This is a genomic window from Acinetobacter sp. SwsAc6 (genome assembly GCF_013391565.1).
GTDB lineage: Bacteria > Pseudomonadota > Gammaproteobacteria > Pseudomonadales > Moraxellaceae > Acinetobacter > Acinetobacter cumulans.
On sequence record NZ_JACAXE010000015.1, the window covers coordinates 71,338 to 92,773 of the forward strand.

General features: G+C 40.9%; 18 protein-coding genes and 1 pseudogene. 11 read left to right on the top strand and 8 right to left on the bottom strand.

Annotation, left to right across the window (positions count from 1 at the left end; genetic code table 11):
* Nucleotides 1-253 precede the first annotated feature (253 nt).
* On the top strand, nt 254-2,452 hold the full coding sequence (locus HYG93_RS11360) for an OsmC domain/YcaO domain-containing protein (protein ID WP_106986131.1): 2,199 nt from the start codon (nt 254-256) through the stop codon (nt 2,450-2,452).
* A 141-nt stretch (nt 2,453-2,593) separates the two neighbouring features.
* On the opposite strand, the gene HYG93_RS11365 is transcribed toward HYG93_RS11360, so the two are convergent.
* The gene (locus tag HYG93_RS11365; RefSeq protein WP_117007927.1) at nt 2,594-3,061 is read right to left on the bottom strand and encodes a hypothetical protein; all 468 of its coding nucleotides are present in this window, start codon (nt 3,059-3,061) and stop codon (nt 2,594-2,596) included.
* Nucleotides 3,062-3,158: 97 nt separating this feature from the next.
* Nucleotides 3,159-4,385 (bottom strand): YncE family protein, encoded by a 1,227-nt coding sequence (locus HYG93_RS11370; protein WP_117007929.1) that lies wholly within the window; start codon nt 4,383-4,385, stop codon nt 3,159-3,161.
* Nucleotides 4,386-4,648: 263 nt separating this feature from the next.
* Here HYG93_RS11370 and HYG93_RS11375 point away from each other — a divergent pair, with 263 nt between their 5' ends.
* Both HYG93_RS11375 and lon read left to right on the top strand, forming a co-directional pair.
* Complete coding sequence (locus tag HYG93_RS11375; protein ID WP_106986133.1) at nt 4,649-5,245, top strand: 5-formyltetrahydrofolate cyclo-ligase; 597 nt, start codon at nt 4,649-4,651, stop codon at nt 5,243-5,245.
* Nucleotides 5,246-5,392: 147 nt separating this feature from the next.
* Nucleotides 5,393-7,819 carry an endopeptidase La gene (gene lon / locus HYG93_RS11380; protein WP_120366574.1) on the top strand — a complete coding sequence of 809 codons (2,427 nt, stop codon included), beginning with the start codon at nt 5,393-5,395 and terminating at the stop codon, nt 7,817-7,819.
* Nucleotides 7,820-8,259: 440 nt separating this feature from the next.
* Here lon and HYG93_RS11385 read toward each other — a convergent pair whose 3' ends face one another.
* Nucleotides 8,260-9,204 carry a M28 family peptidase gene (locus tag HYG93_RS11385; RefSeq protein ID WP_372658918.1) on the bottom strand — a complete coding sequence of 315 codons (945 nt, stop codon included), beginning with the start codon at nt 9,202-9,204 and terminating at the stop codon, nt 8,260-8,262.
* 185 nt (nt 9,205-9,389) lie between these two features.
* On the opposite strand from HYG93_RS11385, the gene rlmH reads away from it, so the two are divergent.
* The 3 genes from rlmH (at nt 9,390) to HYG93_RS11400 (ending at nt 11,706) form a co-directional block, all read left to right on the top strand.
* A complete protein-coding gene (rlmH, locus tag HYG93_RS11390) occupies nt 9,390-9,872 on the top strand; it encodes a 23S rRNA (pseudouridine(1915)-N(3))-methyltransferase RlmH (RefSeq protein WP_106986135.1) in 483 nt (160 codons plus the stop codon).
* A 127-nt stretch (nt 9,873-9,999) separates the two neighbouring features.
* The gene (locus tag HYG93_RS11395) at nt 10,000-10,776 is read left to right on the top strand and encodes a dioxygenase (RefSeq protein WP_106986136.1); all 777 of its coding nucleotides are present in this window, start codon (nt 10,000-10,002) and stop codon (nt 10,774-10,776) included.
* A 156-nt stretch (nt 10,777-10,932) separates the two neighbouring features.
* On the top strand, nt 10,933-11,706 hold the full coding sequence (locus HYG93_RS11400; RefSeq protein WP_106986137.1) for a DUF4377 domain-containing protein: 774 nt from the start codon (nt 10,933-10,935) through the stop codon (nt 11,704-11,706).
* A gap of 132 nt (nt 11,707-11,838) precedes the next feature.
* Here HYG93_RS11400 and gdhA read toward each other — a convergent pair whose 3' ends face one another.
* Nucleotides 11,839-13,182 carry an NADP-specific glutamate dehydrogenase gene (gdhA, locus tag HYG93_RS11405; protein ID WP_106986138.1) on the bottom strand — a complete coding sequence of 448 codons (1,344 nt, stop codon included), beginning with the start codon at nt 13,180-13,182 and terminating at the stop codon, nt 11,839-11,841.
* A 306-nt stretch (nt 13,183-13,488) separates the two neighbouring features.
* Between gdhA and HYG93_RS11410 the strand changes: the two genes are divergently transcribed.
* Nucleotides 13,489-14,316, top strand: coding sequence for an RnfABCDGE type electron transport complex subunit B (locus HYG93_RS11410; RefSeq protein ID WP_256733457.1), 828 nt, complete (start codon nt 13,489-13,491; stop codon nt 14,314-14,316).
* Nucleotides 14,313-15,008: an endonuclease III gene (nth, locus tag HYG93_RS11415; protein ID WP_178962489.1), complete on the top strand. Its 696-nt coding sequence runs from the start codon at nt 14,313-14,315 to the stop codon at nt 15,006-15,008. The genes HYG93_RS11410 and nth overlap by 4 nt, the downstream gene beginning before the upstream one ends.
* A 36-nt stretch (nt 15,009-15,044) precedes the next feature.
* On the opposite strand, the gene HYG93_RS11420 is transcribed toward nth, so the two are convergent.
* The 4 genes from HYG93_RS11420 to HYG93_RS11435 all read right to left on the bottom strand — a co-directional run bounded on the left by HYG93_RS11420 (nt 15,045) and on the right by HYG93_RS11435 (nt 17,955).
* Nucleotides 15,045-15,230, bottom strand: coding sequence for a hypothetical protein (locus HYG93_RS11420; RefSeq protein WP_106986140.1), 186 nt, complete (start codon nt 15,228-15,230; stop codon nt 15,045-15,047).
* An 83-nt stretch (nt 15,231-15,313) separates the two neighbouring features.
* Nucleotides 15,314-15,973, bottom strand: a complete 660-nt coding sequence (adk, locus tag HYG93_RS11425) for an adenylate kinase (RefSeq protein ID WP_106986141.1) — start codon at nt 15,971-15,973, stop codon at nt 15,314-15,316.
* A gap of 84 nt (nt 15,974-16,057) precedes the next feature.
* On the bottom strand, nt 16,058-17,374 hold the full coding sequence (locus HYG93_RS11430; protein ID WP_117007933.1) for a hypothetical protein: 1,317 nt from the start codon (nt 17,372-17,374) through the stop codon (nt 16,058-16,060).
* Between the two features lie 62 nt (nt 17,375-17,436).
* On the bottom strand, nt 17,437-17,955 hold the full coding sequence (locus HYG93_RS11435) for a hypothetical protein (protein ID WP_106986143.1): 519 nt from the start codon (nt 17,953-17,955) through the stop codon (nt 17,437-17,439).
* 237 nt (nt 17,956-18,192) lie between these two features.
* Between HYG93_RS11435 and mrdA the strand changes: the two genes are divergently transcribed.
* From mrdA to HYG93_RS11450, 3 genes and pseudogenes are all read left to right on the top strand, one after another.
* Nucleotides 18,193-20,244, top strand: a complete 2,052-nt coding sequence (mrdA, locus tag HYG93_RS11440; RefSeq protein WP_106986144.1) for a penicillin-binding protein 2 — start codon at nt 18,193-18,195, stop codon at nt 20,242-20,244.
* 8 nt (nt 20,245-20,252) lie between these two features.
* Nucleotides 20,253-20,813: a 16S rRNA (guanine(966)-N(2))-methyltransferase RsmD gene (gene rsmD / locus HYG93_RS11445; RefSeq protein ID WP_106986145.1), complete on the top strand. Its 561-nt coding sequence runs from the start codon at nt 20,253-20,255 to the stop codon at nt 20,811-20,813.
* Between the two features lie 227 nt (nt 20,814-21,040).
* Nucleotides 21,041-21,313: pseudogene (locus tag HYG93_RS11450) on the top strand (sulfite exporter TauE/SafE family protein); the annotation flags it as partial.
* Nucleotides 21,314-21,436: the final 123 nt, after the last annotated feature.

Here is a 21,436-nt window from a genome sequence, read left to right on the forward strand (position 1 = left end):
TACTTTTATTGTGCTGAAGGGACATAAATCGTCAAAGCAAACATAAAGCGTATGAATAAGCGACTTAAAGTTATCATCACTGCAAATTCCCTCTATAATATGCTGCATTCAGGACTATGCCTTACATAACACCAAAGTTTTGTATGTCAGTGTCCGCTCATATTTTTTAAGTCAATGTTTATCCTAGCGTTCGGCTTGATTCATTTTTACTGCTTATTTGTCCGTGATGACAACTAAGAATTTAGGTGCCTACATGGAAATCAAAGTTAATTATCTCGACAATCTTCGACAAGAAGCTAAGTTCGATGACTTCACGGTGATTGCCGATCAGCCAATCCGTTATAAAGGTGATGGTTCGGCACCAGGCCCTTTTGATTATTTTTTAGCGTCTTCTGCACTTTGCGCGGCTTATTTTGTCAAAGTTTATTGCTTAGCCCGTGACATTCCGACAGACAATATCCGTCTTTCTCAAAACAATATTGTTGACCCTGAAAACCGCTACAAGCAAATTTTCAAAATTCAGGTGGAGTTGCCTGCAGATATTTCTGAAAAAGACCGCCAAGGGATTTTGCGTTCAATTGACCGTTGCACTGTTAAAAAAGTTATTCAAACGGGTCCAGAATTTATTATTGAAGAAGTTGAAAGCATTGATGCTGATGCTCAAGCCTTGCTGATTCCAAGCCTGACTGCTGAAAATAATACTTATATTTTAGGTAAAGACCGTCCTTTAGAAGAAACTATTGCCAAAATGTCGGGTATTTTGGCGGACTTAGGCATGAAAATTGAGATCGCATCTTGGCGTAATATTGTGCCAAATGTTTGGTCTTTACATATTCGTGATGCTCAATCGCCAATGTGCTTTACCAATGGTAAAGGTGCAACGAAAGAAAGTGCTTTAGCATCTGCACTCGGTGAGTTTATTGAACGTCTAAACTGTAACTTCTTCTATAACGACCAATTCTGGGGTGAAGAAATCGCCAATGCGCCTTTTGTGCATTATCCAGAAGAACAATGGTTCCAACCGGGTCCAAATGGTGAATTACCAAGCGAAATTTTAGATGAATATACGCTGGAAATTTACAATCCTGATGAAGAGTTATTGGGTACGCATCTTTACGACACCAACTCAGGCAATACAAAACGTGGCATTTGCTCACTCCCTTTTGTACGCCAATCTGATAAAGAAACTGTATATTTCCCATCAAATTTGATTGAAAATTTATATCTTTCAAATGGTATGAGCGCGGGTAACACCTTAGCGGAAGCACAAGTACAATGCCTATCTGAAATTTTTGAACGTGCAGTTAAGCGTGAAATTTTAGAAGGTGAATTAACTTTGCCTGACGTACCTGCTGAGTTTTTGGCTCAGTACCCAAGTATTGTTGCAGGCATCCAAGGCCTTGAAGAACAAGGCTTCCCTGTATTGGTTAAAGATGCGTCATTGGGCGGTGAATTCCCTGTCATGTGTGTGACTTTAATGAATCCACGTACTGGCGGTGTGTTTGCATCCTTTGGTGCACATCCAAATATGGAAGTCGCGATTGAACGTAGCTTAACTGAGCTATTACAAGGCCGTAGTTTTGAAGGTTTAAATGACCTACCAAAACCAACCTTTAGTTCAAATGCAGTCACAGAACCTAATAACTTTGTAGAGCACTTTATTGACTCAAGCGGTGTGGTGTCTTGGCGCTTCTTTAGCGCAAAGTCTGACTACGAATTTGTAGAATGGGATTTTGCTGGTGAAGGTGAAAATGCCAACCAAGAATCTGCGGACGCTTTGTTTGCTATTTTAGAAGAGATGGGCAAAGAAGTTTATATGGCGGTCTATGAACACCTTGGTGCAACAGCCTGCCGTATTTTAGTCCCTGATTATTCTGAAATTTATTTGGTTGAAGACCTTGTATGGGACAATACCAATAAAGCACTGCTTTACCGTGAAGACATTTTAAATCTGCACCGTTTAGATGACGAACAACTTGAGGCTTTAGTTGAACGCTTAGAAGAAGCGGATGAAGATGACTACACTGAAATTAAAACCTTGATTGGTATTGAGTTTGATGACAATACCGTTTGGGGGCAATTAACCATTTTAGAGCTGAAAATTCTCATCTATCTTGCACTAGAGCAATTTGAAGAAGCACATGATTTGGTAGGCCAATTCCTTCAGTTCAACACCAATACTGTTGAACGTGGTTTATTCTATCAGTGTATGAATGTAGTTCTTGAAGTCATGCTGGATGATGAAATGGAACTCGAAGACTATGCCTACAATTTCCGTCGCATGTTTGGTGATGAACGTATGGATGCAGTAATGGGCACAGTTGAAGGCGAGGTTCGTTTCTATGGTTTAACTGAAACTAATATGCAACTTGAAGGTCTAGACCGTCATTTACGTCTGATTGAAAGCTATAAAAAATTACATGCTGCTCGCGCTAAAATTGCAGGGCTTTAATGCTCAAGCTTAAGCATGACACGGTGTGTATCAAACTGAGTATGCTGTAAAAACATAAAAAAACTTCCTTCGGGAAGTTTTTTTATCGCCAATTTTTTATCTTAAGACTCAATCGAATCGGCTATACCCAATACTTTTCAATTAAGATTTCAATTGCTCAAGCTGTTGAATATATCCATCCAAACTGCGTTCCATATCAGGCATGATCTTTTTTAAAAACTGACTATAGTGAATCGCATCATCCGCTGTTAATGCACCTACACGAACCAAATTCACTTGCGTTTTGAGCAATCGATCGACTTCACGAGGATCAACCTGTTGCCCATGACTTAAACGATAACTTAGTTGCTCAAAAGCTTGATATAGCTCGTCGCGTTGCTGAATAAGTTCAGGACTCACCTGCTGTGGTACTTGCGAAATAAGCGTCGTCGTCTGCTGTGTCTCTTTAGACTGAGGCTGTGACACAGTGTTTTGTAATGGTCGCTCTACCTCGCCGCTCTTCTGTTGTTGCGTTTGCATAGCTTCTGCTGGCTGTAATATTTTACTCAGCCCAAATCCACCCAACACAACCACGAGGGCCAAACTTGCATATTGTAATGAATGACGCATAAGCACTCCTTTTGCTCATCCTTGTATCTACGCGAAATTGCTTAAAACTTCATGCATAAAGCGAGTGGAATGTACTCGCTTTATGCAGTCCATCACCTTAGTTGCTCCATCCTGCAGGTGCATATCCTATACGCACACGCTGAGGATGATTGCCAACGGGTACACTCAGCACTTTCTCGCCTGTCTCAAAATCAATTACGGTCACTACATCATTGGCACTTTCAGAAATCACGCAACTTTTGCCATTCGGGCTACGGGTTGCCCAATACGGTTTACCTGCTGGAATTAACTTGGCTGCGGTTAAAGTTTTACGGTCAACGATAGTTGCATAATCATCCATCGTGCCTGCGACACACAGTTTCTCACCATCTGCACTCATCGATAAACCATGATGGCGTGAGTCATTCACCCACTTGGTACGGTCAGCAGGAATCGTTGAGCTACCTGGTAGTTGACCAATGCGTGTGATTTTGTCTTGATTCAAATCGTATTCAATCAAACCATTAAAAAATGATACTTGGGCATAAATTTTTGACTCATCTTTACTTAACACCATCGGTCGAACAGCATTGGATAAATCTTTACGTCCAAAGGCATCCAGCGCTGGCCTGAAGTCAATTTTTTTCAATATCTTATAGTTATTGGCATCTGCAATCGTGAGATAACGCTTTCCTTTGGTAAAATCTTGCCAGCTTGCATCCATTGGCGTTTCAACATTACCAATGGCTGAGTTGATAATTTTAGTGCCACCCGCAAAATAGATATTTTCATGAGGTTTATCACCAGTATCAAAGCGACCTAATTCTTTACCCGTTTGAATATCTAATACCTGCACCACGTTACCAGAAGAAGCCGATACCGCCACACGTAAACCATCAGGTGAAACTGCCATGTGATCTGCACGGAAGCCTTCTACAGAAGTTCGCCAATTAATTTTTCCACTTGCAATATCAATAGACACCACATCTGCATAGCTTGGACGCGATGCCACCACAGACTTACCATCTGGCGTGGAATACATGTCGTCAACCAATTGGTCATTGCCCTCGCCAGCGGTATTTCGAATATAGCTATACGCCACCAGCTTGATGGGGTTTAAATAGATTTCTTTCAGGCGCTCTTTACGATCTGGCACCATATTAATCACGCCAATTTTAGCAAAGTCACCCGAAGGCCGAATCACTGTTACCGTGCCATCCCAGTTATTGCCCACAAAAAAAACTTGCTGGCTATTTAATGGGGCTGCATGACTCAGGCCACAACAGCTTGCAAGTGCCAAAACTGTCCCTAAACCGTATTTAAATAATGGTGTACGCTTTGTCATTTTTGTCCTTCCTGTATTTCCATATTTTTATTTTCTTGCGGATTAAACTTGCTGGCTTTTCCTTTCTAAGGCCAGATCAAGACAAATTAATATACAAATGTAGTTCAACAATAAATAAGCTTATCCGACCAAAATAACCCAATCCGATGAACCGTAAACTCATGGTCACTACACACAAGCGCCCATTTCGCAATACAAACGCTATGCAGTTGTTCTATAAAAGGATTAGACTATCCATACGCTCTGTTACTTCTGCTTCTCGTATGCCTGAATTTTGTGTCGATTTAAAACAGCTCCGCAAACAATTAAGACAGCAACGCCGTGGCCTCAATAAATTCCAACAAAAACAAGCTGAACAAGCCTCTCTCAACCGTTTAATTCGCCTCGCAGAATTTCAACATGCCCAGCACATTGGTATCTATTTACATGCCTTTGGTGAGATCCATACCCAAAAAATCATTGAATATTGCTTTGCACACGGTAAAGCAGTGTATTTACCTCTCATTTGTAATATGAACCAACGCTTACAATGGGTGCGAATTTCACAGCATCAATTCCGTACACAGCGCTTTGTACCCCATCGTCTAGGGATGCGAGAGCCTATACGTGCAAGAGGGTTACATATTGGCCATTTAGATTTAGTGCTTATGCCGTTATTGGCCTGTGACACAGCAGGTACTCGAATTGGCATGGGCGGTGGCTTTTATGATAAAACCCTTGCCAGCGCTATTCAGCGACCTTTTCGCTTAGGGCTTGCACATGAGTTTCAACTTTATAAATCATGTTTAAAGCGTGAAAAATGGGATCAACCCCTCGATGCACTGTTAACGCCGCAACGCATTCTACGTTTCAAACGTTAAATTGATCATTTTGACCATTAACAATGGTTAAAAAACATATATTTACTTATTTTTTGCACAATTTATATCACGTCGCCCTTGTAATTTTTAAAATACCCATCACTATAAAAAATATGGCAACACCGTTGTCACTCATTAGGAGTGCCCATGTCTGAACTTATTATGAATGAAGAAAGCTTAGAACTCGAAGTTCCTAGCGTTTTACCGCTTTTAGCGTTGCGTGACGTGGTGGTTTACCCGCATATGCAAATTGCACTGTTTGTTGGTCGTGAAAAATCGATTAACGCAGTGAATGTGGCTCGTAACAGTGACAATCTAGTATTTGTAGTTGCACAAAAAGATTCGCTTACAGAAGAAATTGATCACGAAAACTTATATCAATACGGTACTGTCGCGAAGATTGTGCAGGTTGTAAATCACGAAAATGACGAGAACTGCATTAAGGTCTTAATTGAAGGCTTGCATCGCTCTAAACTCGAAAAAATCATTGATGACAATGATTATTTGACTGCTGAGCATAGCTTAAGTCCAATGACCATTGATACTGATGCTGATGCACAGCAAAATCGTGTTGAAGAACTACGCACGCTGTTTGCTCAGTACGCTGAGGCTAAGCTACGTAATGCACGTGAACTGATTGCGGCTGCCAATAAAATTGATGACTTACTGCAATTATTGTTCTTTGTTGCAACACGTGTACCGCTAAACATTGATGTGAAACAAAAATTCTTAGAGCACGATGCTTTTGAAGCGCATTTGCAAGAATTAATGACTTATTTGTTGCAACAGTCTGAAGAACAGCAGATTGAACAAACACTGCATGATTCTGTAAAACGTCAAATGGAGAAAAATCAGCGCGAATACTTCCTCAATGAAAAGATGAAGGTGATTCAGCGTGAACTTTCTGACATGAATGGCGGTGCAGAAGATGACGTTGCAGAAATTGAAAAACGTCTTGCTGAAGCAGATTTGCCTGAGCATGTGCGTAAGAAAGCAGAAAATGAATTCCGTAAATTAAAAGCGATGCAACCTGCGTCAAGCGAAGCTGCTGTTGTTCGCAACTATTTAGAGGTGATCTTAGATACACCTTGGAATAAAGCCAGCAAAGTCAGCATTAACTTGGCCAAAGCGCAAGAAATTTTAGATGCAGACCACTACGGCTTAGATGACGTTAAAGACCGCATTGTGGAATACCTTGCAGTACAGTCACGCGTGAAAAAATTACGCGGGCCGATTCTATGCTTAGTGGGTCCTCCTGGTGTAGGTAAAACTTCATTAGGTGAGTCTGTAGCAAAAGCAACAGGCCGTGAGTTCGTCCGTATGGCGCTTGGTGGCGTACGTGATGAAGCAGAAATTCGTGGTCACCGTCGTACTTATATCGGTGCGATGCCGGGTAAAATTGTGCAGTCTTTAACAAAAGTTGGCGTAAAGAACCCACTGTTCTTACTCGACGAAATCGACAAGATGGCACAAGACTACCGTGGTGATCCTGCTTCTGCGCTACTTGAAGTACTTGATCCGTCACAGAACAATAAGTTCAACGATCATTACCTAGATCTTGATTTGGACTTATCTGAAGTGATGTTCATCTGTACTGCAAACAGCATGAATATTCCTGAAGCATTGCTTGACCGTATGGAAGTGATTCGTCTACCGGGTTATACCGAAGATGAAAAAGTGAATATTGCTGAGCGTTACCTTGTGCCTAAAGCCATTAAAAATAATGGTCTACGTGCAAAAGAATTAACAGTTCACGAAGAAGCCATTCGCGACATCGTACAGCGTTATACACGTGAAGCTGGTGTGCGTAGCCTTGAGCGTGAAGTGTCTAAAATTGCGCGTAAAGTGGTGAAAGAAGCGGTCAGCAAAAAAGCCAAAAATCTTCAAATTGAAGTGAATTCAGGCAACTTACCAGACTACTTAGGTCCACACAAATTCGACTTCGGTATGGCTGAAGATGAAGCTCAAGTGGGTCGTGTGAATGGTTTAGCGTGGACTTCTGTTGGTGGTGAATTACTTACCATTGAAGTTGCGGCAGTGAAAGGTAAAGGTAAGTTTATTACCACAGGTTCACTTGGCGATGTAATGAAAGAATCCATTACCGCAGCCATGACCGTTGTACGTACACGTGCAGATGAGTTAGGTATTGAATCTTCACGTTTTGAAGAAACAGATGTACACGTACACTTACCTGAAGGTGCAACACCAAAAGATGGCCCATCTGCTGGTTTAGCGCTCACGACTGCTTTAGTTTCGGCATTCACAGGTATTGCGATTCGCCCAGATATTGCAATGACGGGTGAAACAAGCCTAGGTGGCCGTGCAATGCGAATTGGTGGTCTAAAAGAGAAACTTTTAGCTGCACACCGTGGTGGAATTAAATTAGTGTTTATTCCTCAGGAAAACGTTCGTGATTTGGCTGAAATTCCAGAGAACGTTAAAGCTGGTTTAGAAATTAAAGCCGTGAAATCGATTGATGAAATTTTACCTTTGGCTTTAGTGGACACGCCAAAACCTTTGGTAAAAGCACCGATTGTAAAAGCCAATGATGAAGCGAAAGCTGCCCGTCATTAATTAAATTATAGCAATGTAAAAAGCCCTGTTTCGACAGGGCTTTTTAATGTCCTCAACTTAGACTCAGTTAAAAGGGTTAAAGGTGTAATTAAGGTACGTCAAGCACTTCACATTGAATATGACGACTCTGTTCATTGCTTCCTAGCAAGCAACACTTGATTAAAAAACATAAAAAAATGAATTTTATTTAAATAAGCTAAATTACTGATAAAGTTTAAATTAACAATAAAATTCAAAACTAAAACTTTATATTTTTATACTGATTTAATTTTTTCGCTTGAAATATAAACCACACTCCCCATATTTTTAATAAGATCATACGCGCTGTATGTTTCTTTTTTGCTCTTAGATGATTACATCTAGAATGGCTACCAACATCTCCAGGTTGGTAACCACCTTTCGCAGTCCGATGGCTTTCTGGACTGCGTTTTTTATGCTTCTCAGTTAAGTAGCATTTTGACAACGCCATTCACCACTTGCCCCATTTTTTCGGTATCTAAACGATCCAAAGTATCTTGACGAGTGTGATAGTATTTATTGCGGTACATCGCGGTATCTGTAATGGTTATCGCAGGGAAATCAAATTTCCAATAATTCAAATGATCTGAAAAATCTAAATCTTGCATAAAACTTGGTGCAATCAAACGCTCACATTGCAGTTGATTGAGTTTTCTCATGGTTGCGCAATAGTCATAAGTCAAATCACGTGACATTAAATTACCCACTGCAGCAATAAAATTACCATGTGCTGGGTAAATCCACTTTAATCCTGCTGGATATTGTTGCACCTCATTTTCATCAAAATAGCCAATCATCTCTAAAATATATACCCCAGCAATATTTTGTTTTTGCTTGGCTACAGACTTAGCATGAATAAAACTTCCCATATTTTCTGTTCCAAAATATGGTGGCTCAGCCAAAGTATAAAAAACAAAATCGACATTATGTTTTAAACTGGTTTTTTCTGTGGCCAAAATACGTGCAACCTCTATCACGCCTGCCACACCAGAGGCATTATCATCAGCACCCGTGGTGTCTTCCAACACATCATAATGTGCTCCCACAATCACCTTTTGTTTTTTACCCGCATTTAAAGAGCACACCACATTACGATAAGGCAAACTATTTGCCGTATAGTTTTGATACTGACACGGCACACCAAACAAGCGCATTTGCTCGCGTATCCATGCCGATACTCGATTTAACTCTTGAATGTTTTTGGCATGACGACCTGCTTGAGCACCAATCACTTGCTCCATATATACACGCAAATTTTTAGCATCTGCAGGTACAGCAGCAAAGCTTATAGAACTCAAACTGAATAACGATAAAAGGCTAAGGATTAAACCAAGGGATTGAACAGAGTTTTTGCAGGGTTGAGGCATTATTATTATTCTCACTACTGATGGTTTTATATCATTATTTTGACCAGTTATGGCGTAGACCACAGACGCTATTCGGATATTAAAGCAACAATATTCGACCTAATTCAATTGCATTTTGTGTCTGAAATTCGCAATAGCGTATTACATCGTTATAATAGGCGTTTCTTGTTGTTACCCTGCTCACTATGAAAATTCGTATTTTGACCATTGGCCAAAAAATGCCTGCTTGGGTACTTACTGGATTTGAAGATTATTTCAAACGTATTCAGCCTTTTGTACAAACGCAGATTATTGAATTGCCTATGGCAAAACGAGGCAAAAACGATTCTGAAGCTGACATTTTAAAATACCGCCAAATTGAAGGTGACAGTATTTTAAATGCAATGAAGCACAATGAAGTACTCATTGCTTTAGAAGTCGGTGGCCGTGAGTTCAGTACAGAAAAGCTGGCAGAAACCATGAAAGGATGGATGCTTGAAGGCAATGATATTGTGTTGGCGATTGGTGGGCCAGATGGACACTCTGAGGCCGTGCGTAAGGCTGCTGCATGGCATTGGTCGCTTTCAAAGCTCACCCTGCCTCACCCAATGGTACGCGTGATGCTGATTGAACAACTTTACAGAGCCATGAGTATTAATAATAACCACCCTTACCATCGTGCAGGTTAATTTCACTTAAATTCAACTGTCATTTTTACACACTTATTCCTGTGTAGAATCATGTTATAAAGATTCACTTTTTCATTTTGGGCATGTAAATGTACATGCCTAAATTTATTTAGGGCATATCTCTCCTATGAAGCTACAGACTTTGCCTGGCTTATTCATTTCTCATGGCTCTCCAATGTTAGCCATCAATCCCGAGCAAATTGGGCCTGCACTCGAACGCCTGAGTCTTAACCTACCAAAGCCCAAAGCCATTATTGTGATGTCGGCCCATTGGGAGAGTAAAGATATAGAAGTCAGTACAGCTTCACGTCCTGAAACATGGCATGACTTCCGTGGCTTTCCGAGCGAACTCTATGAGATACGCTATCCAGCGCCCGGTCAGCCTGAGCTTGCTGAGCATATTTTAGAACTACTGGCTCAAGCAGGATTTGAAGCGCATGCCAATAACACACGTCCACGTGATCACGGCGTGTGGATGCCTTTGCTACACATGTACCCAGAAGCAGATATTCCACTCATTTCTATTTCATTGCCAATGAACTTATCCGCTGAACGAATTTATAAGATTGGACGCGCTTTAGCGGTGCTGCGTGAACAGCAAATTTTACTGATTGGTTCTGGCAGTATTACCCACAATTTACGTGAAATCGAATGGCAAAATCCTAAGCCAACCACTCCTGAATGGTGCTCAGTATTTCGTAATTATGTCGTGGCTAAATTACAACACCATGATTTTGATGCAGTGCTTGATTGGCAAGAGATCCCCTATGTCATGCGTAATCATCCAACCCTAGAACACTTTGCACCACTGTTCTTTGCCATGGGCACTGGCAACCGTTTTAACATTGTGCATCATAGCTATTCTATGGGCGCTTTAGGACGTGACATTTATCGCTTTGACTAATTTAAAAGCATTTAATAATTTATTTTTATATATTAACAAATATTTATTTATGGATACATTTTGATACTTAAATGCCCAAAATGTATCCATTAGTTTATGATTTAATTTATGTATTCTAAATTCTGTTATTTAAATCAATTATTTGTAGACTAAAATATGAAATTAAAATTTTTAGCCATTGCTCTTTTTCCACTCACACTGGCTGCCTGCCAAACCGCTGATCTACAAAAAGCAGGAGATCTAGCCGTGTCTGTATTACAACAGCAAAATGCAAGTAAGACTTTAAGTTCATACCAATGGAGCACCAATACAGGTTCAGAAAAGCCTTTGGTTTTAAATTTCCTGAATAATGGTACGCTTGGTATTTCAACCAGCTGTAATAACTTAAGTACAAGCTGGAAAGCTGAAAATAATACGATTGTTACAGGGAATATGGCCGCTACAATGATGGCTTGCCCACAAGACCGCATGCAACAAGAAGGCATTGCAAGTCAAATTTTTGATGGCGGTAAAACCGCATTTTTATTCAATTTAAATGACATCAATGCGCCGACCCTAACGCTGACAGCAAAAAATGGTAAGCAGTATGTTTTTACTGGAAAAATGACACCTGAAACAAAATACCAAACTCAAGCTGAAACCATCTTTTTAGAAATCAGCCCTGAAACCAAACAATGCACAGGCGTTGCACGACAAACTTGTTTACAAGTGCGTGAAATTAAATATGCCGAAAATGGGATAAAAACCCAAGTTGATAAAGACTGGACATTATTCTACGACCAAATTGAAGGCTTTCAACACAGCCCAAATGAGCGTCAGATCATCCGTATTAAACGTTATGAGCTGAAAAACCCAGCTGCGGATCAATCTAAATATGCCTATATCTATGATATGGCTGTAGAGCGTGAAGCTGTAAAAGGCACACTATAAGCTTTAAGCATCGCTGAAACAGTAACGAATATAGGATTCACCCTACTTCGCGCATATCAAGCTTTGGCTTTTAAAGCGCATAAAAAAACCGAGGCATTAGCCTCGGTTTTTTAGTTCGAACTTGCGTAGAACTTAGTAAACGCCTTGAGCAAGCATTGCATCAGCAACTTTTACGAAGCCAGCGATGTTCGCGCCATTTACATAGTTCACAGTACCGTCTTCTTCAGTACCGAATTTCACGCAGTTACGGTGAATTTCTTTCATGATCGCGTGTAGACGCTCATCAACTTCTTCAAATGTCCAACCCAAACGGATTGCGTTTTGTGACATTTCAAGACCAGAAGTTGCAACACCGCCCGCATTTGATGCTTTACCTGGTGCATAAAGAATTTTCGCTTCTACAAATTTCTCTACTGCAGCCAAAGTTGAAGGCATGTTCGCGCCTTCAGCAACACAGATTGCGCCATTTGCAAGAAGAGCTTCAGCATCAGCTTCATCTAATTCATTTTGAGTTGCGCATGGAAGTGCGATGTCGCACTTAATACCCCAAGGACGTTTGCCTTCAAGGTATTCAAAACCGTGTTTAGACGCAAACTCAGAAATACGGCCACGTTTAACGTTTTTAAGTTCCATCACTTCAGCAAGAAGTTCAGTTGTGAAACCATCTTTTACGTAAACAGTACCAGCAGAGTCAGAAAGTGAAACCACTTTCGCACCTAGGTACATTGCTTTATCAGCAGCGAATTGAGCAACGTTACCAGAACCTGAAATCGTTACCACTTTGTCTTTAAAGCTATCGCCACGAGTCTTGAGCATTTCCTCAGCGAAATACACAGTACCGTAACCTGTTGCTTCTGGACGAGCCAATGAGCCGCCGAAAGTTAAGCCTTTACCAGTGAATACGCTTGAAGTGTCATTGCTGAGCTTCTTCATCATACCCGCCATGTAGCCAACTTCACGGCCGCCAACACCGATATCGCCCGCAGGGATGTCAGTATTAGAACCAAGGTGACGGTAAAGTTCGATCATAAGCGCTTGGCAGAAACGCATAATTTCGCCTTCAGATTTACCTTTAGGGTCAAAATCTGAACCGCCTTTACCACCGCCCATAGGCAAAGTAGTCAATGCGTTTTTAAATGTTTGTTCGAAACCTAAGAATTTAAGAATTGAAAGGTTTACAGATGGGTGGAAACGCATACCACCCTTGAATGGACCAATTGCCGAGTTATATTGAACACGGAAAGCACGGTTTACATGCGTTTGACCTTTGTCATCAACCCAAGATACACGGAATTGAATCGCACGTTCAGGTTCTACTAGGCGTTCAAGTAGACCGTAATCAGCATATTGTGGATTCTTTTCAATGAATGGCCAAAGACTGGTCATTACTTCTTCAACAGCTTGAAGAAATTCTGGTTGATGAGCATCACGTGATTTTACGTAATCTAGGAAGTCGTTAAGGCTGTTGTATTTCAACGCTTAATCCTCAGCAGAAATGGATCAAAATTGGTCAAAATTTCAATCAATGATTTATTTTGGCGCAAAACATTAAATATCTTTTGTTTACATTCAGCAACAGTTTTTTAAAAAAACTTTATTTTTTGTTTAACAACAGCAATTTAATTAAAACTAACAACACTTTTAGTTATACATTTAATAACTTTTATGCATATATTAGATTACTTTTTTGCGCGATTTTAATGCATTTATAGTGCTATTTTCGTGCAGAAGAATTATGTTCAAAAACATGCTAGTATTGCTTTTCAGCCATTTTTTAACATTTTGTCTGCCCCGCAGTTTTGGTTTCACATGAACACTCAATTTTCCCTTATCCAAAGTATCGATGCCTTGTTACCGCAAACCCAGTGTGGCTTATGTGGTCACCGCGATGGTTGCTTACCTTATGCCAAATCGATTGCGGAAGGTGAAGATGCCAACAAATGTGTTCCAGGTGGTCAGCCTGTTGCTGATGCACTCGCCAGTTTGTTAGGTCGTGACAAACTGACCGCTGAAGAAAGTGTTTGGCCAACACAGAGCGATGGTCGCCCACAACGAATGAAAGCCGTTATTCGTGAAGATGAATGTATTGGTTGCACCAAATGTATTAGTGCCTGCCCAGTAGATGCCATCATTGGCTCTGGCAAACTGATGCATACCATTTTGACCGATTTATGCACAGGTTGTGAACTATGTATTCCACCCTGCCCTGTAGACTGCATTGATTTGGTCGAAGATTTACAAAGTGTTCCGACAGACCTTATTCGTATTGCTGAGCAAAATGATTTACGTGATCGTTATTACTCACACATTCAACGTGAAGAAAAGCGTCGTGTAGATCGTAAAGGGCCTGTTGTTCGTGCTGAAATTGATACTGCTCTTTTTGCTCAATTTTCTGCGCAATCTACCGCTATGCCTGACATACAAGTGGCTGAAAAACCTGAACCAGTTGCGGTTAAACTGGATGCAAAAACCACGATTGAATTAGCTAAAATTCGCACACAAATTAAGAAGTTAGAAAAACAGCTTAGTGTGCGTGAGGATGCCAATAAACGCCAAATGCTTGAGCAACTGACTGCACAACTCAATGCATTGCAAGGAGCATCTGCATGACTGTAAAAAACATGACTAAAAAGCAAATTCAGACTTTTTTTGAACGCTTAAGAGCGCAGCGTCCGCACCCAGAAACAGAACTTAATTATTCTAATCCTTTTGAATTATTGGTTGCCGTCACGCTGTCCGCACAAGCAACCGATGTAAGCGTAAATAAAGCCACAGATAAATTATTCCCCGTTGCCAATACTCCTGAGGCCATTTATGCCCTAGGTGTAGAAGGACTCAAAGAATATATCAAGACCATTGGTTTATATAATTCAAAAGCCGAAAATGTGATTAACGCCTGCAAAATGCTCATTGAAAAGCATAACAGTATTGTGCCAAATAACCGTGCCGACCTTGAAGCCTTACCCGGTGTAGGACGTAAAACGGCCAATGTGGTGCTGAATACTGCATTTGGCCAACCTACAATGGCGGTAGATACACATATTTTTCGTTTAGGTAATCGTACTGGATTAGCGGTAGGCAAAAATGTGCTCGAAGTCGAACACCGCTTAGTAAAAGTCATCCCCAAAGAATTTATTGTAGACTCTCATCATTGGCTCATTTTACATGGTCGTTATTGCTGTATTGCACGTAAACCCAAATGTAATGAATGCATTGTGTCCGATGTTTGCAACTGGCCAGACCGCTTTGAATTTGGCGCAACCCGCCCCATACAAATCAAAAACAGCAAAGCTGAACTTTAAGTTCAGCTTTTTTATGAATGATCCAAAATCAATGGCTTATTTATTATTTTGATCTTGTTGTTGTTTAATTTTAGGATGCAATTGGCGCTCTGGAGCACCTGCTTGTTTTCGTTCTAAAGCTTCTTGCTTACGTACATTTACCAGCATTTTATAACTCATCACAGAAACACCAATAACGACAGCAACCGTCACCAGCATCATTAAAACAACACCTATTTCCATGATTTAACCTATTTATCAAAACCAACAAAAAGAGCCCTAATATGACTTAGGGCTCTTTGAAAGTCAAAATTCGAAAAATCGAATTATTTTGACTGATCTAAAATCGCAAACAAATCAGTTTGAACGTTCTCGATTGGACGAAGACCATTCAATTTGTCATACGTAGGTGCATTTTCACCAGAAGCCGCACGGCCTTGGTAGAAACCAACCAATTGTTCTGTTTCAGTATGATATGAAGCTAAACGCTTACGGATCGTTTCTTCTTGGTCATCTGGACGTTGTACAAGATCTTCACCAGTTTCGTCATCTTTACCTTCCACTTTTGGTGGGTTGTAGACGATATGGTAAACACGACCAGATGCAGGGTGCTGACGACGACCAGAAAGACGTTGAACGATTTCTTCGTCTGGTACATCAATTTCAATCACGTGATCGATATTGATGCCTTCATTTTCCAACGCTTCCGCTTGTGGAATTGTACGAGGGAAACCGTCGAAGATGCAGCCGTTTACACAGTCAGGTTGAGCAATACGTTCTTTTACAAGACCAATAATCAGCTCATCTGAAACCAAGCCACCGTTGTCCATCACGCTTTTAGCTTTAAGGCCTAGTTCAGTTCCTTCACGAATTGCAGCACGGAGCATATCACCGGTTGAAATTTGTGGGACATTGTAGCGCTTACAGATCAGCTGAGCTTGTGTACCTTTACCTGCTCCAGGTGGTCCGAGTAAAATAATGCGCATAAATAAACATCCTCATTTAAAACAATATGTATGACACTGCTCAGCGATGATCAATCAAATTCGATCTTGCTGGCCAGCATCTAATTATAAGAAAGCCACGAACAAATGTATTGTACCAGCGATAAAACCAGTTACACCCCCAAGTACAATCAAAATCCATTCATCTTCCTGAAAAGCAGGTCGTAATAGGTTTTGAAATTCTTTTGGCGTTAACTCGCGGATACGGTCTTTAAACATTTGAAAGATTTTCTGTGCACGGCTCGCATTAAACGCAGGGTCGCATACAGGCACCATCGTAATTTCTATTGAGCGGTCAATCAAGTCTGTCTTGAGTTTTGCGTATTCTTTTGGTCCTAAAGACAGCTGTAAAGACGTTCTCACCAATGGTGTTTCCATAATTTCATTAATATGGCGCTTCACAATACGGCGTGTTTTGTCTTTTTTAGAACCATACATCATTTCCGTCATAATTGACTTTAAGGTGATTAATTCTTCAGTGACTACACTGGCAAAGACATCGGACACTTCTTCTTGGCGCTTCATAAACGCACCTTGAATATTGTAAGTTCCCATACGTGGAATTACAGGTTTAATCCATGGAAATTTGCGTCCCTTGGTCAACTCAAAAAACTGTGGATAGCGTACATAGTGTGGCTCTACAGGGTTAAACACCATCCAAATGGCAATCCAGTTGGTCAAGAAGCCCCAGATAGCTGCCCAAAATGGAACTGTCCAATGCCAAGGCACCACAAACCAAACGATCATTTGGAAAATACCAAAGAACATCCCAATAAGTGCACTAATATGCCAAATAAAGTTGATCTCTTTTTGACCCACTTTTAAGAACATGCGTACCATAAGCTTACGGTCGCCTTCCATTTGACTAACTACCATGTCACGCATGTTGACCAATGACTCGACGTTCATGGTCAGTTCGGTCACAAGTTCTTTTAAGGTACCTGGCAATTGTTTTTGCGCTTGCGCATAAATTCGACGTTTGATCGAATATGGAAGGTTTTCCCAAAGCACGGCATTACGATCGATCATGACTTCATCAATGAGATGTTCGAGCTCAAAGCCCACTTGCTCACCAATAATACGCGCCATGTCTTCAGGGTCCATCGCATTTAAAAACTCTTGTAAAGAGCCTAATTTTGATAGCGTATTATCGGTAATAATCCCAGAGATACGACCTGCTTTACGTGGCACAATCCCCTGCCAACCCACAGGCAATGGACCTACATGGAAACCCCAAAAATTAATTGGGTAAAACACCATTTTTAGCGCCATCCATACATGTGCCCATGTAACAAATGCAGTAACAGGGATAATGCTGAGCACGGCCCAAAAATCTGGACGTTGCGTAAAGGTTTGCCATAATTCACTGACGTACTCAAGCATGTATCATTTCCATATTTAATTTTATTAAGTCAATTCTAAAGAGTTCACAGGCAATATTGTTACTATAATCCGATACTTATAGTATAGGAAAATTGTAGCTGCGGTTTTGTTTCTGCAGCAACAGTGCCATCCTGATTCGTGAGTTTTTCACCCGCACCAATACCCACACTAAAGGTACTGATACGTTCACGGCTCATCATGACGTAGGCTAAATCCACACCACCACCTAAGCGACTTTCATAACTATTATCGACTTTTTTACTGTCAATATGGCCTGCGTATACACCTAGGTAATAACCGTTTTTATCTTTACCTGTAAATTGCACTGGGTAGCGAAAGCCAACTTGCCCACCTGCGGTATGATCATCATTTAAATATACACCGCCTTTCACATAAGCAATGCCGTATGGATTCACCCATTCGGTATTTAAATGGATCATTTTTTGCGTAAAACCGACCCCGAGGTTTAATGTCTGCGCATCACCTTGCTTTAGCTTTGCTTCTGGCAGAAAGCTATTGTCTTGGGCATAGGCAGCATTGGTCACCAATATGAAAGCTAACAAAGAATAAACTTTGTTCATTATTTCCACCATCTTCCTTAATTATATTTGTAATAGATTTCCTATTTTTATGCGATTTGACTTTATCAGAATTATTCGCATCCTTATATACTGGAATTTACCTTTTTCATGTCCACAAAGTCAAAGTTTAAACAGAACATACGAAACGGACTTTTTTTATTTATCAAAAAAACTGCATTTGCGTTAGAATATTGATCTTCAAATTTCCCTCTAGTTTCTGAGTCAAGCCGATCGCGTATGAAGCAGCACTTTCCTTTAAAAAATGTACAGCAAGAAAAGCGCATTTATCGCAATCGGGTACTGATTTCAGCGGGTATTGTTATTTTCTTTATGCTGTTGTTGGTCGTGCGTTATGCCTATCTCCAAATCAGCAGTTATCAAGAGTTTTCAACGGCATCAGATCAAAACCGTATTCGCCTACAGCCTTTAGCGCCTGCTCGTGGTTATATTTATGACCGCAATGGCGTATTGCTGGCAGATAATTATCCAGTATTTTCTGCCACAATGAGCCGTGCAGATATTCCTGATATTGATGACACTGTTGCACGTTTAATTCCAATTTTAAATTTGACTGAAGAGGATATTGATCGCTTCAAAAGTCGTATTAAAACCTCTAAAAAAACCGAACGTGTGGCACTTAAACTCAATTTAAATGAAATTGAGATTGCCAAATTTAGTGAAGTTAAATATCAGTTCCCTGGGGTCAATATAGAGACCCAAATGACGCGCTATTATCCACATGGCGAACTGTTTGCCCATGTGATTGGTTATGTCGGGCGTATTAATGACAAAGAACTAAAAAGTATTGATAAAGACCTCTATGCGGGGACAAACCTGATTGGTAAAATTGGGGTAGAAAAGTCTTATGAAGAGTTATTACATGGTTTACCTGGCAATGAATCTGTTGAAGCAGATGCGCACGGAAATGTGTTACGTCATTTAGGCCGTAAAGATCCTGTTCGCGGTAATGATCTGTTTTTATCTTTAGATTATGGCTTGCAAACCATTGCCTCAGAACAACTGGCGGGGCGCCGTGGTGCAATTATTGCCATGGACCCACGTACAGGTGAAATTTTAGCGCTCGTGTCTAGCCCAAGCTTTAACCCCAACCTTTTTGTGACAGGGATTAGCAGCAAGGACTATAGCGCACTACGTGATAATTTAGATCAGCCACTATATAACCGTGCTGTACAAGGCGCGTACCCACCAGGTTCGACCATTAAACCAATGTTTGGTATGGGTGGGTTGCACTATAATTTAGTGGATTGGAATACGGCGATTGCCGATCCGGGTTATTTCACTTTACCAGGTGATAGCCACCGCTTCCGTGACCATAAAAAAACAGGTCACGGTTCTGTGAATATGCATAAAGCTCAAAACGTTTCCTGTGATACTTATTTCTATATCCTGTCGTATCGTATGGGTATTGAAAAAATGAACACTTGGATGCGCCAATTTGGTTTTGGTTCGAAAACTGGCGTAGATTTACCAAGTGAAAGTGAAGGTCTATACCCAAGCCCTGAATGGAAAATGCGTACCCGTAAGTCAAAATGGCTCAAAGGTGAAACCATTTCAGTCAGTATTGGCCAAGGTGCTTTTACAGCTACACCACTACAACTAGCCATGGCAACCGCAATCACAGCCAATCAGGGCGCGCATGTGACTCCCCATGTACTCCGTGACAGTAAAGGCTTTAAAGCCTATAAAGCACACAATGCACCTGATGGCCATATCGAATTTAATGGTAAGCCTGAAGATTGGATCAAAATGCGTGATGCGATGGTTGATGTAGTGGAAAGCGGTACAGGCCGTGGTATTCGTACACCGATGTATCATATTGCAGGTAAAACAGGGACAGCTCAGGTTAAAAGTATTGCGCAGGGTAAACGTTACAACGAAGCACTATTAACAGAACGTCAGCTGGACCACGGTTTGTTTGTGGGCTTTGCACCTGCAGAAAATCCTGAAATTGCGATTGCCGTAGTATGGGAAAATGGTCGTCATGGTGGCTCGGCGGCCCAGTTAGCGCGTCCAATTTTTGATTATTGGTTATTGCAACGTAAGAAAAACCCTATTCGTCCTGCTAACCATCAAATTAGCGGTGGCCTAATGACTGCTGGCATTAAACCAGGTGAACTGCCTAGTGGTAGCACTATATTATCTGCGGACCCGAATGCAACGACTCAAAGCAATAGTAACGCAAATAGCCACAATGCAGCACCTGCATCAAGCCCAGTAGCATCTGCACCTATTACTGCACCAGTTACACCATCAAACGATGTAGAATGAGTTGAATTATGAAAAATCAATTACGTATTATTGGCGGAGAGTGGAAACGTCGCCAACTCCCATTCGCATCGATTGATGGTCTTCGACCAACGCCTGACCGAGTACGTGAAACACTATTTAACTGGCTGATGTGGGATGTGCAAAATGCACAAGTTTTAGATATTTGCGCAGGCTCAGGGGCTTTGGCTTTTGAAGCGCTGTCTCGGGGTGCAAGCCAAGTTGTGATGATTGAACCTGACCGCAATCAGGCTCAATTTTTAACCCAAAACCTTGAGTTACTACGTGTGACCAAGGCACAAGCTCAACTCAAAGTGAGCACTGCACAACAAGCCTTACCCAGCTTAAAACAACAATTTGATTTGGTGTTTTTAGATCCGCCGTATGGCTTAGATTTATGGCAAGAATTAGCTACTTTAGCGGACCCACTCATTAAAGACCAAGGCTTTATTTATGTTGAAGCCGATCGTGATTTAAGCCAACTGACACTCCCTCATACGTGGCATAAAGTTAAAGAAACCAAAGCAGGAACCGTACGTGCAGGCTTATTTCAAAAAACTGTACCCGCTTAAATTTTAGCTTTAGCGCTACTTTAGAACTTTGTGCATTTGCCCGTTCAATAGCTTTCTCCCCAAAAAGACGCAATATGCGTCTTTTTTAGTCGTAATCACAGAAGATCCTTTTTGTATTTATATATCTAAGACATATCGTAATTTCAGCTAAGCTTAGGCCAATTGCATTTAAATAAAGTGCTTTTAATTCGCTAAGATAAGCGCCTCAATTAACGTATATGATTGTCATGACTTGGCTGATTTTTATCATTGGTGCAATGCTTGCAGGCTTTGTACAAGGCTTAACAGGTTTTGCCTTTGCACTCGTGGCCATGTCTTTTTGGGTTTGGGTACTTCCACCACAATTAGCCGCACCTTTAGTGGTACTTGCTTCCGTGTGGAGTCATGTGATTTCCCTCAGACAAGAACGCGGACAACATACTTCGTCGCGACAATTAGTTCTTCCCTATATTATTGCAGGCTTAATTGGCGTGCCCTTGGGTAGCTATTTTTTAGATCTTAGATTCTCAAATGAAGTGCAACAGAGATTAATGTATTGGAAGAAAGCAAGATGAGTTAGCATTATGCTTCCGACCGACCAAAGTCAAAGTTGCATCATGAACTATACTCATCTTACTCAAGAA